Source organism: Streptomyces sp. ASQP_92, from assembly GCF_025399895.1.
Classification (GTDB): domain Bacteria; phylum Actinomycetota; class Actinomycetes; order Streptomycetales; family Streptomycetaceae; genus Streptomyces.
In genome coordinates this window covers 159,784-173,112 of sequence record NZ_JAODUA010000004.1, presented here as the reverse complement: position 1 = coordinate 173,112, position 13,329 = coordinate 159,784, and the positions used below count along the sequence as shown (strand labels likewise).

The window sequence follows — 13,329 nt, the reverse complement described above, 5'->3', positions numbered from 1 at the left end:
AGCACAAGTGGTGTGCTGGGATCAGAAGTTGAGGTCCAGCGCCTTGACCTTGTCGCGCTTGCGGTCCGGGTGGCTGTCCGGGAAGACGAAGCAGCGGGTGTTCTTGAGCTTGTTGTCCTCGACCTTGGCGGTGGAGAAGATCACCACGGGTACCCGCTCGCCCTTGTTGAGGAAGTCCGCGCGGAAGTCGATGATCGGCGCGTCCTCGCCCCAGCGGCCGAGGAAGTCCTCCACGACCTCCTGGTCGGCGTAGATGTGGCGGATGTGGTGACCGACGTAGGTGTCCGGCTGCTCACTGGCACCGACGATCGCGATGTCCTTCCAGTTGGCGTGGGCGACGGTGCCGTCCTCCTCGATGAGGTGGATGGCGACGGGGCAGGTGTCGTAGAACGCCTGGATGAACTTGACGGCGTCGTCGCCCACCGGGGTGTAGGCCGCGCTGGACCGGTCGACCTGGTTGATCCAGGCCTGCGCGGTGGAGTTGCCCTCACCGGCCTGCGAGGAGGGCGTGGGGTGCGTCGTGACGGGGCGCAGCGCCCAGAAACCGTAGGTGCTGCCCTCGACCTCGCCGAAACCGACATTGGCGTAACCGGACGGGAAGTCGGCGTTGACGAAGGTGGCGTCCAGGTTCTCGACCGGCTCACCGGCCGCGAGCAGAGCGGTGTAGCCGTCGATGCCCAGGGCGTCGGCGAGCTTGGTGCCGGCGGCGGCCTGGTCCGCGAGGAGCTCCGAGGCGGCCTTGTTCGCCAGCACGACGAGGCCGTCGGCGTCGGTCACCAGCATGGCGGGCGAAGCCCAGTTGAACAGGTCGAGGAGCTGCTCGGAGGAAGGGTAGTTGGACATGGCTGTATGCCTTTCTCAGGATTACGGAATGGGTTTCTCGGAGTGAGAAGAAAGCGGGGGAGGCCGGTCACAGCACCTTGCGGCTGTAGTTGAAGACCTGGCCCGTGGGCCCGTTCGACGGGAACTCGGCGATGGAGACGATCCATTCGGCCACGGTGCGCGGTGCCTTGAGCCAGTCCGTACCGAAGCCCTCGTTGATGGCGCGGATGACCTGGTCGCTCACTTCGCCGTCAAGTCCGGCCAGCGTCATGGCAGTTGCCACCGGTCCGGGGCGCACCTCGTTCGCCACGACGCCGTCGTCGGCGAACTCGGCCGAGCAGGCCCGCATCAGGGCGGTCATCGCGGCCTTGCTGGCCGCGTAGGCCCACCGGTCGGGCTGGTAGCCGTTGGCCAGGCTCGCCCCGACGAAGGTGAGCGAACCGTCGCCGCCGCGCCCGAGCAGGGGGGCGGTCGCCTGGATGAGGCTCAGGGCGGTGTGCACGTTGTTCTCGTACGCGTCGGCCGCCACCTGCCAGTCCAGCTTGCGGAGGTCGACCGGGTCCGGCGAGACACCGGAGTTGAGCACCACGGCTCGCACACCGCCCTCCGTCGTGGACGACACCGAGTCGAGCGCCGACCGCACGGCCGAGTCGTCCCGCAGATCGGCCAGGCAGTCGACGTAGCCCTTCTCCTGCGCGAGCGTGGGGTTCCCCCGCCGGGACAGGCCGACGACGGTGTAGCCCCGGTTCAGGAACTCCGTCGCGACGGCCGCACCGATCCCGGACGAGGTACCGGAGACCACCGCGACACGGGACGTGTCCGAACCCATCAGGCAGCCTGGAACACGGTCGTGTTGATGGCGTCGAGCGTGCGCATGGACTCGATGTTGATGACGCCCGGGTCCAGCTTCTGTCCGTGCAGGCGCTCGATCTCGATCACCATCTGGACGAACTGGAGACTGGTCACCACGCCCGACTCGACGAGGTCCGTGTCGCCCTGGATGGTGACGGGCTCCTCGTGCAGGTCGCCGAGCCACTCACGGAGCAGCGCTATCTTGCTTTCCACGGCTTCCTCTTTCTCTTGCTTGTCATGCGGTTACTTGGTCTTGAACTGCACGGAGAAGCCGGCCGGGTGGGCGAACGACTGGCTCTCCATGGCCCGTTGGTCCCGGGTGATGACCACCTCCGAGCAGCGCTCGACGAGCCTCTCGATGAGCAGCGAGAACTCCGCCTTGGCGAGCATCGCTCCCGGGCAGGCGTGCGCCCCGACCGCGAAGGGGATCGAGCCCTTCAGGCTCCTGCCGGTCCGGAACCGGTCGGGGTTGTCGAACATCCGCGGGTCCCGGTTGGCCCCGGCGACCGAGGCGAGGACCGCCGAGTGCCGTGGGATGGGGACGCCCTGGACCGTCACGTCGTCGGCCGCGAACCGGACGATCGTCTGCACCGGCGGGTACAGCCGCAGGACCTCTTCGATGAACTCGTCCCGGGCCGTTTCGTCGCGGAGTTCGTCCAGGCCGAAGATGGAGCGGCCCATGCAGTACACCAGCGAGGTGATGAACGCGCTGCTGGTCTCGGTACCGGCGAGGAAGAACAGCAGGGCCGTCGAGCGCACTTCGCTGTCCGTGAGGGTGATGCCCTTGCGGTCGCGGGTCCGTTCGATGGTCTCCAGGAGGGACCGTGGGTCGGCCGCTTCGCCGGCGCGCTGCTCCTCGATCAGCCGCAGCAGCTCGCTGACATTGGCATGGGTCTGGGCGGTCTCCTCGGTGGGATAGTCCAGGAGCCGGGCCAGCGGGCGGGTCAGCGCGTGGAAGCGGTCCTCCAGGGCCGGGTCGATGCCGAGGATGGTGCACACGATGCCGTAAGGGACCTTGTGGGCGAAGGAGTTGTAGAAGTCGTCCGTCTCGGTCCCGGCGACGGCGTCCACGAGCGCGTCGATGAGCCGGGGCATCAGGGTCTGCTTGTACTCCGCTATCCGGCCCGCGGACAGAACGGGAGCCAGCAGGGCGCGGAAGGCCCGGTGGGCGGGGCCGTCGGCATCGAGCACATTGGGCCCGAAGGCCCGCGCGCTGGCCTTGAGCGGGTGCTCGGCCACGATCCCGGGGTGGGTGAGCACCTCGTGGACGGCGGCGTTCCCGGTGACGGTGAACAGCCCCTCGTCGAGCCGGTGCACATCGGTGCCCGGGGGCAAGTCCCGGTACCAGTAAGGTCTCGCCAGCAGGCTCGCGGGGTTTTCCGACGGCCTCGTGGGAATTTCTTCGGTACTTACCCCGAGCACGTGACGTACCCTCCGACGCCCAAGCCGCTGATACCGGCCAGCAGACGCATCGCATCGAGCCATTCGGAATCCGTGAGCCCCATGGAACCGGGGGCTGTGTAAAATGCTGTGAGTGTTCCCGAGCGTCCTTCGGGACCGACGATGTCGCAGCGGAACGAGGTCTTGCCGCCACTCTCTCCGCCGGAGTTCTTCTCATCGGTCGTGAAGGAGATGTCACCGAATGAAAGGGAGACTTCTTCGGTGAAATTGCGGCGAATGAGTTCGAAGGCGAGGCGCAGGCGCTCTTCGGGTTCGTACTGCTTCGTATACCTGTCGAGGAGGGCGTTCGCCGCTTCCATGACCCGTTCGATCCTGCGCTTGCTCTGTATGGATTCCAGCGCTAAGGAAAACTTCTCTTCCGTGCGGCTTTGCGTACTCAAAACAAGAGTCCTTCCCTGTATGCGGGATCGCCAGATGACAGTGGGAAAGGGTGGCGCGGGCGGAGGGGAATCGGCTTCAGGAGACGTAGCCGAAACGCGCCGAGAGTTCGCGCTTGTTGATCTTGGTGTTCTCCAGCAGCGGCATCGCGGAGACGAAGTGGATTTTGGCGGGCACCATGTAGGCGGGCAGCAGCTTTCTGAGCCGGCCCTGCATGTCCTGTTCCGTCATGGCGGTGTCGGGCGTCTCGGCGAACAGGATGATGCGCGGGGTTCCGCTGCGGTCGGGGATCGGCATCAGGACCGAGCGCCTGCTGCCCAGGGAGCGCGCCGCCGACTCGATCTCCGCGGGCTCGATCCGGTGCCCGGCGACTTTCAGCTGGGCGTCCGTGCGGCCGGCGAAGCGCAGGCGGCCGGAGTCGTCGATCCAGCCCTGGTCGCCGGTCAGGTACACCCGGCGCTCCTCGCCGTCGACCAGCACGTTCGTGAAGGCGGCCGCGGTCTGCTCGGGGGCGTTCAGGTAGCCGAGAGCGAGTCCGGCGCCCGCGATGGCGATCTCGCCGGTCTCGCCGGGGGGCGCGAGGGTGCCGTCCCGTACGACATGGAGATCCGTGCTGGGCACGGGACGGCCGGCCGGAATGCCGCCCGCCGCATCGGTGTCGGCGGCCGTGATGCGGTGGGTGGTGGCGAACACGCACGCTTCGACAGGGCCGTACCCGTTGTACAACTCCATGTGGGGGTGGGCCTCGAAGAGCCGGCGGCAGCTCGCGGGCGACGGCTTGTCTCCTCCGAGGAGCACCGCGCGCAGACCGGCGAGGCAGTCGATGTCGCCGTCGGCGATCACGTCGAAGAGCGACGGAGTGAGGAAGAGGTGGGTCGCGCCGAAGTCGCTGACGTACGCGCGGATCGCCGGTGGCAGCAGCAGGTCGCCCTCGTGGACGACCGCGGTGCCGCCGGTCAGCAGCATGCCCCACAACTCCAGGGTGAAGGCGTCCCAGGCCACCGCGGCCGCGTGGATCATCACCGGTCTCTCGCCGAACTCCATGAAGGGCTCGGGAGTGAACAGCCGGGTGGTCGCCCGGTGCGGGGAGAGCACCGCCTTCGGGGTGCCCGTGCTTCCGGAGGTCCAGAAGACCGTGGCGCAGGCGTCGGGTTCGACCGTGGGCAGCGGCCCGGACGGGGCGCCCTGGCGCGCCGACGGGTCCCGCAGCTCGTCGAAGGTGAGGTGGTCGATCGCCGCCTGTTCGAGACCGGTGGATCCCGCGGGGTCCGCCAGGACGACCGGGGCGTCCATGGTGTGCGTGAACTGGGCGATCCGCGCGGGCGGCCACCGCACGTCGAGGATTCCGTAGGCGCCGCCGGCCATCAGGATGCCGAGGATGACCGCGGTCAGCTCCGGCGACCTGCGGGCCACCACGGGAACGATGCTGCCGGGGCGGACCCCGAGGCCGGTCAGGTGGTGGGCGATGCGGCGGGCCTCGGCGGCCAGCTCCGCGTAGGTCGTCGGGCCGGCGGCCGAGACCACGGCCGGGCGATCGGGGAACTGGCGCGCCACACGCGTGAACGCGTCATGGATGGTCGCCTCCCCGTTGGTCGAGCCGTACATGCTGCTCATGATCGATACCCCCGTTCGATGCAGTTGCTGGCCGTTGCCCGGCTCAGTCGAACTTCATCGAGGACGGGACGATCGACCCGGGGGCGAGGTCGAGCCGCGGCGGGGCGGAGAATTCCAGGAGAACGGCGCCCTCTTCTCCGACGAAGGTGGCCGTATGCCGTGAACGCGCCGGGATGTAGGCCACGTCACCGGAATTGAGTTCGTACTCGGTCCCCTCGCAGACGAAGCGAATGGAGCCTTCGGTGACTACGACCCACTGCTCGTTCTCGTGCCAGTGCGGCGGGAGGTTCAGGTCACCGGACTGGTCGGCCACGACCTTGAGGCAGGACATCTCCTGGCCGAACGCGAAGCGTCGGGCCAGCGCGATTCCTTCGGCCTTCAGTTCCTCGTGGTCATCCCAGTTAATCTTCATCGGTCCCCCTGTGCTCGCATGCCGAATTGACGGTACGTAAAAGTCGAGCGCCGGCCGTGGGCTTTCATTCGGCGGCGTTTCCCGAATCTGTTTCGACCGTACGTGGTACTTCCGGCCCTGCTCAACGCCATTTCAAATACTGGACAGTTGGGGGTGGCGGAGGCATAACGAGGGCGAGGTTTCCTCAGGTGTTCCGGGAAAACTCCGTGGCGTCGGCCGCCGCGGGGGACGGGGGCTCGGGCGCGGCGGCCTTGTGGTCGGGCAGGCGCAGCGCCAGGGCGACGGGAACGACGAAGACGACGAGGAGTGCGTAGAACGTGGCGCCCAGGCCCGCCCGGTCGGCCAGCCAGCCGAAGAAGGGAGAGCACAGACCGCCCGCTGCCATGGCGAGGCCCAGGGTCAGACCGCTGGCCGTGCCCGGACGGTTGGGCAAGTAGTCCTGGGCGAGGGTCACTTGGGCGGCGAACGGCAGGAACATCGCGGCGCCGAACACCACCGTGCTCAGCACCAGCACGGGGAACACCGGCGCCCAGGCGATCCCCAACAGGGCGGGCAGGGCCACGAGATAGCCGATCCGGACCGAGGACATCCGCCCGTAGCGGTCACCCACCCAGCCGCCGAGCAGGGTGCCGACCGCTCCGGCCGCCGTGTAGCAGGTGAGGACGGTGGCGCCGGCCCCGGCGGACTGGCCGAGGTCGCGCTGGGCGTGCAGGGACACCAGCGAGGTGACCGTGACGAACGGGATCGACCAGCCGATGATGACGACCACCAGGCGCGCGAAGGCACGCCAGTCGTCGGTGCGGCCGCCGCCCCGCGCGCCGGCGCCGGCCGCGACTCCGGTGACCAGGGGCGCCGCCGGTGTGTATCCGCGCCAGCGCATCCACGGCCCGCGCAGCACCCAGAGCGCCACCATGGCCAGGGCGGGGATCGCCAGGAGGTAACTGCTCGAGAACCCCAGCGAGCCGATCACCAGCGTGACCAGCGCGGGAGCGAGGGAGCCGCCGACCGTGCCGCCGACGGAGAAGACGCTCATGGCCTTCTGCGAGGAGCCACCGGCCGCACGGGCCTGGCTGGTGGCCGGCGGGTGGTAGGCCGCGATGCCGATGCCCGCCAGGGCGACGCAGAGCCAGGTGAGGAGGTAGGTGCCGGCCAGACCCGCCGTCACCACGCCGAAAGCCGCCGTTCCGAACCCGACGGGCACCAGCCAGGAGCGCGGCTTGCGGTCGGACAGCAGCCCGAACAGCGGCTGGAACAGACTGGACACGCCGCTGGCGGCGAACGCGAGACCGGAGACCGCGGCGTAGCTGTAGTGCCGCTGTGACATCAGGAGCGGCAGCATCGCGGGGATCGCGCCCTGGTAAAGGTCGTTGACCACGTGTGTACCGGCCAAGAAGCCGAGTTGCCCTTTTTTCATCCGAACCGTTCGTTCCGTCCGTGTAGTGGCGGTTGACCTCAGGTCCTCAGGTCCTCAGAGGTGTTACCTTAGCGAGCGATGTGGGCGGCAGCAAAGTCCTTGCTGTTCAGGTGCGTTGGTCCCGGCAGCCACGCCGCCCCGTCCGTGCCCGCGCGCCCTTCGAGGCGCCGCGCGCCTCTCCCGTCGGATGCCGCAACCCCATGTGGAGGAACTTCGATGAGCATCGCAACAGGTGTCAGTGCGTCAGAGGGCCTGGCATCGCTGGACGCAGAGCCCACGCGTCTCGCCGAGACGCTGGACCACATCTACGCGCGATGGGCCAGAACCATCGGGGCGACGGCGGTGACGGTGCCCCCGCTGCTGCCGGTCGCCGACCTCGCCGGACTCGACGTCTACCAGAACTTCCCCCAACTCGCCCTCGTAGCGGGGGCGTTGGATGTCGAAGCCGCCGGCCCGGAAGGGATCGAGCAGGCGGCCGCATCGGGGTCCTTCGGCCCCCAGGCCCTCCTCCCGGCCGCACTGGCCCTGCCCTCCAGCGCCTGCTACGGCGTCTACCTCCACTACCGGAACCGTCAGGTTCCGCGGGAGGGCGAGCTGGTGACCCTGCTGGGGCAGTGCTTCCGCAACGAGGACCACTTCGACGGGCTCCGCCGGCTCAAGGCCTTCCGGATGCGTGAGGTGGTGGCCCTCGGAACCCCGGAGCAGGTGGCGGCCCACCTCGAACGATCCGGGGGCTTCGTCGGCGCGCTGGCGGACGAGATCGGCCTGCCGCTGGAGCGCCGCGCGGCCTCCGACCCCTTCTACGACCAGGGCGGCGACCGCGCCACCTTCCAGCAGGTCGTCCCGGTCAAGCACGAGTACGTCTACCAGGGCATGGCCATCGCTTCGGTCAACGCCCACTTCGCGTTCTTCGGCGAGCGCTGCTCCATCACGCTGGCGGGAGGCGGTACGGCCTCCACGAGCTGTGTGGGCTTCGGCGTCGAGCGCTGGCTGCACGCTCTGGCCGACCACTTCGACGGGGACTGGGACCTGGCCCAGAACGCCGTGGAGCGGGCCGAGAAGGCGCTGTTCTGATGGCTCGGCGCCGCAACGGCGCCCAGCCATAGGGGTGTTGCCGGTGGGACGCGCGAGGTCGGCGCACCCACCGGCGGACCGCTGTCGGCCGGGTTACGGCATGGACGGGCGGCGGGCTCGCACACTCCACCGGCCGTCGGCGCGGTCGAGGTGGATCGGATGGTCGAAGCACTTGCTGACCTGATCACTGGTCAAGACCGCGCCCACCGGACCGGAGGCGAGGCAGCGACCGTCCCGCAGCAGCATGGCGTGCGTCGTGCCGGGAGGGAGCTCCTCCAGATGATGGGTGACCAGTACCGACGACAGCTCCGGATGGGTCCCCTGGAGTGTGTCGATCCGCTCGATGAGCTGTTCCCGGCCGGCGACGTCCAGACCGGTCGCGGGCTCATCCAGCAACAGCAGCCGTGGACTTGGCATGAGCGCGCGGGCGATGAGAGCTCTGCCCCGCTCGCCCTGGGACAGCGTGGGCCAGCGCGCGGAGCGCCGCTCTCCCAGACCGAGCAGGTCGATGAGGCGCTCGGCCGTGGCGACCTGCTCGGGCGTCGGGTTCCAGCGCGGTACGCGTTCGACGGTGTTGGTCAGCCCGGTCAGCACGACGTCCTGGACCCGCAGCGGCGTGCGCAGTGCGTGGCGCGGGTCCACATGCCCTACGTACGAACGGAGTTGGCGCATGTCGACCCGGCCCAGGCGGTGGCCCAGGACTTCGACCGTGCCCCGCGTCGGATGAGTGAGCGCGCCGAGGAGGCCCAGCAGGGTGCTCTTCCCGGCGCCGTTGGCCCCGAGCAACGCCCAGTGCTCGCCGGGCCGTACGGTCAGGGACACGTCGTGCAGGATGTGGTTGCCGTCGCGGACGAGATCGACACCGTCCACACGCAGCACGGGGGGAGCGGTGGACACCGGGGAGTCGGTCACCGTCCGGCCTGTCCGGCCCGGTTGACGGCGGCGAGCACGGCCTGCACCGACGCGGCGAGGATGGAGGTGTCCCAGCCGGCGCCCCAGAACGTGGCCCCGTCCACCCGGCACTCGGCGTACGCGACGGCGGGGCTGCCGGGCCCCACGCTGGTGGCGTGCTCCGCGTAGTTGAGGATGTCGACGGTGACGCCGGCGCTGCCGAGGACCTGGGTGAGGGCGGACAGCGGCCCGTTGCCGGTGCCTTCGTAGGAACGTTCCTGACCGTTCGCGCTCAGGACGCAGCTGAACCGGTGCTCACCCGGCCCGGTCTCGGTGGTGCTCCACGAGTTCAGGACGAGGGGACCGTCCTGGGCCGGCGCGATGTAGTGCGTGCGGAAGAGGTCCCACAGGTCCTTGTGCGAGAGTTCCTGCCCGCTCGCGTCGGTGGCGCGCTGTACCGCGCCGGAGAAGTCCGGCCGCATCCCCTTGGGCAGGTCCAGGCCGTGGTGGGTGTGGAGCAGATGCGCGATGCCGCCCTTGCCGGACTGGGAGTTGATCCGGATGACTTCCTCATACGTACGCCCGATGTCACTCGGGTCGATCGGCAGGTACGGAACCTCCCAGGGCGCCTCCTCGGCCGGGACGCCCAGCTCCGCCGCCCGCTTCGTGTGGTGGGCCATGCCCTTGGAGATGGCGTCCTGGTGGGTCCCGGAGAAGGCCGTGTGCACGAGCTCGCCGACATAGGGGTGGCGCGGATGGATGGGCAGCCGGTTGCAGTGCTCCACCACCTCGCGCACCGCGTCGATGTCGGAGAAGTCGACCATGGGGTTCACACCCTGCGCGTACAGGTTCAGCGCCAGCGTGACGAGGTCGACGTTGCCGGTCCGCTCGCCGTTGCCGAACAGACACCCCTCCACCCGCTGCGCCCCTGCCAGGACGGCGAGTTCGGCGCAGGCCACGCCCGTGCCGCGGTCGTTGTGGGGGTGCACGGAGAGGATCACCGCGTCGCGCCGCGCCAGATGGCGGTCCATGTACTCGATCTGGTCCGCGTACACGTTGGGCGTGGCGATCTCCACCGTGGCCGGGAGGTTGTGGATCACCGGCCGGTCCGGGGAGGCGTCCCACAGCTCGGTGACGCTGTTGCAGACCTCCAGGACGAAGTCGGGTTCGGTGAGGTTGAAGACCTCGGGGGAGAACTCGAACCGGATGTCGGCCCCCTTCTGCTCCTCGGCGCGCCGCATCAGGTAACCGGCGGCATCCAGGATCATCCCGTGGAGCTCGGTGCGGGAGCGGCCCAGGACCACGTCGCGCCAGGCCGGCGCGGTGGCGGTGTAGAGATGGACGACGGTGCGCGGCAGCCCCTCGATGGAGGCGATGGTGCGGTCGATCAGGTCATTGCGGGCGGCGGTGAAGACGGAGATGGTCACGTCCTCGGGCACGGCGCCGCTGGTGGCGAGGTGGCGTACGAAGTCGAAGTCGGTCTGGCTGGCGGAGGGATAGCCGACCTCGATCTCCTTGTAGCCCATGGTGACCATCAGGTCGAACATCCGGCGCTTGCGCTCGGTGTCCATGGGCTCGGCCAGCGCCTGGTTGCCGTCGCGCAGATCGACCGGCACCCACAGCGGGGCCTGCTCCAGTCGGCGCGACGGCCAGGTCCGGTCCGTCAGGGGCAGCGCGACCCGGTCGTGCGCGGGCCGGTACCGCTCGTGCCGCATCGCGCTCGGCCGCTGCGGGTTCCACGCCGGAGCGCCCGCGGGAACGGGGCCCGACGGGGTGCGCAGCGTGGCGAAAGCCTGGGTGTGGGGTGAAGCCATGAGACGGAACCACTTTCGGTCGGCCAACTGGTGACCGGCACGTCTCGACACCCGCTGCGGGGTGCCGGTCGATTCAGGCCCCGCAGCGGCAACCGAGAAGAAGAAGCTCGCACAGCGACATGCCGGGTACAGTAACCACAATCCAACACCTCAGACAACCCGAGATGTGAAAGCGAAGGTGAACGTCGGATGCCATTGGGCGCACTGCGGCCAACTCCCCTGGTCGAGCAGGCCACTGAGCGGCTGCGCGAGCAGATCACCCAGGGGGAGTGGAACGTCGGAACCAAGCTCCCCGGCGAGAACGCGCTCGCCCAGATCCTCGGCGTGGGGCGTTCGACCGTGCGCGAGGCCCTGCGCGCGCTGGCCGGCGCGGGTCTCGTGCAGCCGCGCCAGGGCGCCGGGGTCTTCGTGATCGCCACCAAGCCCCAGGAGGACTGGCCCACGAGCCTGCGGCGCGCGGCCGTCACCGACGTGTACGAAGTGCGCATGCTCATCGAGGTCGAGGCCGCGCAGATGGCCGCGCAGCGCCGCACCGACGACGACCTCGTCGCCCTCAACCAGGCGCTGGCCGACCGCCGCGACGCCGCGGAGGCGGGCAACGCCGAGTTCGTCGACGCCGACATCGCCCTGCACGCGGCCATGGTCGCCGCCGCCCACAACCCCGTACTGACCGGCCTGTTCGCCGAGTTCGTCCCCGTACTGCGCCAGGGTCTCATCGACCTGGTGGAACTGCTCAACCTGCGCTCGGGGGACCCCAACCACGGCGACGACGGGCACACCCTGCTGGTGGAGGCCATCGCGCGGGCGGACGCCGAAACCGCCGGGCGCACCCTGCGCGAGGAGCTGAAGCGGACGCTCGAACGCCTCCATGCGATCTGACACCGCGTCCGGCTTGGCCCCGCACATCCGCCCCTTCCCCACCACGGCGCCCGCCGGGTCCCCGCAGCTGCTGTTCTTCCCGCACTCGGGGAGCTCGGCCGACTCCTACCAGGGCCTGGCCGGCCGGCTCGCCGACACCGCGCGGCCGGCCTGCGTGCAGTACCCGGGCCGGGCGGACCGCCGGTCCAGCCCGCCCTTCACCGATGTGCACGCCCTCGCGGACGAGTTGGCCGAGGCGTTCGCCGCGTGGCACGAGGGCGGGTCCGTCGTCCTGTTCGGGCACAGCCTGGGAGCCGCCGTGGCGTACGAGGTCATCCGCAGGACGGCCGATCAGCGGCGGCTCGTCCTCGTGGCCTCCGGGCACCCCGCGCCGTCCCGGCTCAGGCTGCCGTCCATCGCGCCGCCCGGCGACGGCACCGGGGACCCGGACCAGCCGCTGGTCGAACTGCTCCGGTCGCTGGGCGACGACTCCCGGCTCCTGGACCATCCCGTTGCGCGCGGCCTCTTCCTGCCCGTCATCCGCGGCGACCTCGCGGCCCACGGCCGCTACCGGCCGGAGCCCGGGGCCACCATCGAGTGTCCCGTCATCGCCCTCATGGGGGACTCGGATCCCCTCACCAACCCCGCCGACGTCCAGGCGTGGCAGCGGCACACGACCGCCACCCTCCGGACGCACACGTTCCGGGGCGGCCACTTCTTCACCAACGAGTGCGCCGGAGAGGTGGCGGACGTCGTGCGTGCCCTGTGTCTCGGGGTGGCCCGCTGACGACCGGCGCCCAACTCGGCGTCGGCTCGCGGGTTTCAGTGGGATTTCATCGACCACTGCCACGGTCGTTCATGAACTCGGCCGACCGTGCACCGCGTCGGGCGGCAGACGGGCAGGCCCACAACACAGGGAGAACCGCATGCGAAAAGGCAGGATCGCGGCCGCGTTAGCCGCTCTCGTGCTGACATCCGGGCTTTCACTGGCGCAGGGATCCCCGGCCCAGGCGGTAACGGCACCGTGCGACGGCACCTACACGATCGTCGTCGGGGGCACGTGGAGCACGTGGGACAACGACCGGTTCCACGGCAACATCCAGCAGCACGTGAGTTACTTCAGCCAGGTTCCCAGCGGCCCGAGCGTCCGGCAGGGCGTCGGTGAACTGAACCGGCTGGTACGGGAGCAGCGTGCCGCGTGCCCGTGGCAGCACGTCAAGATGGGCGGCTACTCCATGGGCGCCGCCGTGGTGCACGTGTGGATCAGTGAGAACTGGAGGACGTTCGGCAACGTCAACGCCATCCTCCTCGCCGACCCCAAGCGGCAGGGTGGTCCTGGGACCAACGGCAGCGCCGCGCCGTTCGGCGGGGTCATCGGCCCCCCGCTCTCGGGCTCCGACCGTGACTTCGGCAATGTGCCGGTGAAGTCCATCTGCTACTGGGACTACATCTGCGACGAGTCCGCCGGTATCTGGACGTACCCGAAGAACCACAACGAGAACTACTGGCCGGACTTCGACATGGATCACCACAACGACGACGCCAACGAGCAGTGGTACAACGGCGCTTGGTACCCCTGGTAACAGGGAGGACTCGCCGAGGCGGGCCCCTTGCGGCAGCGTGGTGACTCCACTCATCACAACGCCTCAGGGGGCCGGCCGCACGTCTGGGGGTGAATTGGCTGAATTTCACGGGCAGTTACTCCGCCCAGAGGCCGGGCTATAGGCTGGGAAACCCAG

General features: G+C 69.4%; 14 protein-coding genes. 4 read left to right on the top strand and 10 right to left on the bottom strand.

The window, feature by feature from the left end; genetic code table 11:
- Positions 1-21: 21 nt before the first annotated feature.
- From N4G70_RS12765 to N4G70_RS12730, 8 genes are all read right to left on the bottom strand, one after another.
- A complete protein-coding gene (locus tag N4G70_RS12765; protein WP_261712702.1) occupies positions 22-843 on the bottom strand; it encodes a PAS domain-containing protein in 822 nt (273 codons plus the stop codon).
- 67 nt (positions 844-910) lie between these two features.
- The gene (locus tag N4G70_RS12760; protein ID WP_261712701.1) at positions 911-1,651 is read right to left on the bottom strand and encodes an SDR family NAD(P)-dependent oxidoreductase; all 741 of its coding nucleotides are present in this window, start codon (positions 1,649-1,651) and stop codon (positions 911-913) included.
- Complete coding sequence (locus N4G70_RS12755; protein WP_261712700.1) at positions 1,651-1,887, bottom strand: acyl carrier protein; 237 nt, start codon at positions 1,885-1,887, stop codon at positions 1,651-1,653. Before N4G70_RS12755 ends, N4G70_RS12760 begins: the two co-directional genes overlap by 1 nt.
- Positions 1,888-1,917: 30 nt before the next feature.
- Positions 1,918-3,009, bottom strand: coding sequence for a cytochrome P450 (locus N4G70_RS12750; RefSeq protein ID WP_261712699.1), 1,092 nt, complete (start codon positions 3,007-3,009; stop codon positions 1,918-1,920).
- 74 nt (positions 3,010-3,083) lie between these two features.
- Complete coding sequence (locus N4G70_RS12745) at positions 3,084-3,515, bottom strand: hypothetical protein (RefSeq protein ID WP_261712698.1); 432 nt, start codon at positions 3,513-3,515, stop codon at positions 3,084-3,086.
- Between the two features lie 76 nt (positions 3,516-3,591).
- Positions 3,592-5,127 (bottom strand): amino acid adenylation domain-containing protein, encoded by a 1,536-nt coding sequence (locus N4G70_RS12740; RefSeq protein WP_261712697.1) that lies wholly within the window; start codon positions 5,125-5,127, stop codon positions 3,592-3,594.
- Positions 5,128-5,170: 43 nt separating this feature from the next.
- On the bottom strand, positions 5,171-5,539 hold the full coding sequence (locus N4G70_RS12735; protein ID WP_120719781.1) for a cupin domain-containing protein: 369 nt from the start codon (positions 5,537-5,539) through the stop codon (positions 5,171-5,173).
- Between the two features lie 184 nt (positions 5,540-5,723).
- Entirely contained in the window at positions 5,724-6,929 is a 1,206-nt protein-coding gene (locus N4G70_RS12730) for an MFS transporter (RefSeq protein WP_261712696.1), read from the bottom strand.
- 240 nt (positions 6,930-7,169) lie between these two features.
- Here N4G70_RS12730 and N4G70_RS12725 point away from each other — a divergent pair, with 240 nt between their 5' ends.
- The gene (locus tag N4G70_RS12725) at positions 7,170-8,027 is read left to right on the top strand and encodes a hypothetical protein (RefSeq protein WP_261712695.1); all 858 of its coding nucleotides are present in this window, start codon (positions 7,170-7,172) and stop codon (positions 8,025-8,027) included.
- Between the two features lie 93 nt (positions 8,028-8,120).
- Here the strand turns inward: N4G70_RS12725 and N4G70_RS12720 are convergent, their stop codons facing one another.
- On the bottom strand, positions 8,121-8,939 hold the full coding sequence (locus tag N4G70_RS12720) for an ABC transporter ATP-binding protein (RefSeq protein ID WP_399035207.1): 819 nt from the start codon (positions 8,937-8,939) through the stop codon (positions 8,121-8,123).
- Complete coding sequence (gene leuA / locus N4G70_RS12715) at positions 8,936-10,732, bottom strand: 2-isopropylmalate synthase (protein WP_261712693.1); 1,797 nt, start codon at positions 10,730-10,732, stop codon at positions 8,936-8,938. The genes N4G70_RS12720 and leuA overlap by 4 nt, the downstream gene beginning before the upstream one ends.
- Before the next feature lie 189 nt (positions 10,733-10,921).
- Here leuA and N4G70_RS12710 point away from each other — a divergent pair, with 189 nt between their 5' ends.
- The 3 genes from N4G70_RS12710 (at position 10,922) to N4G70_RS12700 (ending at position 13,173) form a co-directional block, all read left to right on the top strand.
- Positions 10,922-11,611 carry a FadR/GntR family transcriptional regulator gene (locus N4G70_RS12710; protein WP_261712692.1) on the top strand — a complete coding sequence of 230 codons (690 nt, stop codon included), beginning with the start codon at positions 10,922-10,924 and terminating at the stop codon, positions 11,609-11,611.
- Positions 11,601-12,377, top strand: a complete 777-nt coding sequence (locus tag N4G70_RS12705; RefSeq protein ID WP_261712691.1) for a thioesterase II family protein — start codon at positions 11,601-11,603, stop codon at positions 12,375-12,377. The genes N4G70_RS12710 and N4G70_RS12705 overlap by 11 nt, the downstream gene beginning before the upstream one ends.
- Positions 12,378-12,516: 139 nt before the next feature.
- Positions 12,517-13,173: a cutinase family protein gene (locus N4G70_RS12700; protein ID WP_261712690.1), complete on the top strand. Its 657-nt coding sequence runs from the start codon at positions 12,517-12,519 to the stop codon at positions 13,171-13,173.
- Positions 13,174-13,329: the final 156 nt, after the last annotated feature.